Origin of the sequence: Sinorhizobium sp. CB7, from assembly GCF_041357635.1 — a bacterium.
In the GTDB taxonomy this organism is placed as follows: domain Bacteria; phylum Pseudomonadota; class Alphaproteobacteria; order Rhizobiales; family Rhizobiaceae; genus Rhizobium.
Genome location: NZ_JAULLL010000061.1, coordinates 1 through 1094, shown reverse-complemented (window position 1 = coordinate 1094; position 1094 = coordinate 1). Strand labels below are relative to the sequence as shown.

Genomic DNA, 1094 nt, shown 5'->3' with positions numbered 1-1094 from the left:
TGCGTTCGGCGGCTGCAGCGGTGGTCGCCCGCCACGAGAGCCTGCGCACCCGCTTCGCGGAGACCGACGGCGTTGCCTGCCAGGTCGTCGGCGAGATGGCCGACTTCGGCTGGACGACAAGCGATCTTGCCGGTCTTGAGGAGAAGGACCGGCAGGAAGCGCTTCAGCGGATGTTGGCGACAGGGACCGGCACGCCCTTCGATCTTGTCAACGGACCGCTGCTGCGCCTGGGGCTGATCCGGCTCGCTGATGAGGAGCATGTGCTGCAGGTCGCCATGCATCACATCGTCTCCGACGCCTGGTCGATGCCCATCCTGATGAAGGAGTTCGCCGCCTTCTACAATGGCGCCCGCAGGGGCGAGGCGGTCGAGCTGCCGGCGCTTGCGATCCAGTATGGCGACTATGCGCTGTGGCAGCGGGCCTGGCTCGACGAGGAAGTGGTCGCCGGCCAGGTCGCCTATTGGCGCGGCCGTCTCGGCGCCGAGCATCCGGTGCTGCAGCTGCCCGTCGACCGTCCCCGCACGGGTGGGCGCGACACGGCCGGCGGCCTGGTCGAGCTTGCCGTTCCCGCCGATCTTTCCAAAAAGCTCGGGCATCTGTCGCAGGCCCATGGCGCCACGCTGTTCATGACGCTGCTGTCGGCCTTCCAGCTGCTGCTCTACCGCTACAGCGGCCAGTCGCAGATCCGCGTCGGCGTGCCCGTGGCCGGCCGCAACCGGCTGGAGACCCAGGATCTGATCGGCTTCTTCGTCAACACCCTGGTGCTGCGCGGCGATCTTGCCGGCAGCATGACGGTCGCAGAGCTGATCGAGCAGGCCCGCATCCGCACGCTGGAGGCCCAGGTCCATCAGGACCTGCCGTTCGCCCGCCTGGTTGAGGAACTGCAGCCGGTCCGCGATCTCTCCTCCTCGCCGCTCTTCCAGGTGATGTTCAACATGGAGCAGGCCGGCATGGGCGTAACTTCCGCCGTCGGCCTCGACGGCCTTGCCGTGCTGCCGCAGGCCGGCGCCGTCGGGGCTGCGCAATACGATCTCGTCCTCAATGCCGGCGAGACGGCCGACGGCCTGACGCTCGGCTTCGCCTATGCCCGCGAC

General features: G+C 68.4%; 1 protein-coding gene. It reads left to right on the top strand.

From position 1 onward, the window contains the following. Positions 1–1094 (top strand): condensation domain-containing protein (locus AAE029_RS36170; protein ID WP_371077758.1); only part of this gene is annotated, 1094 nt, incomplete at both ends.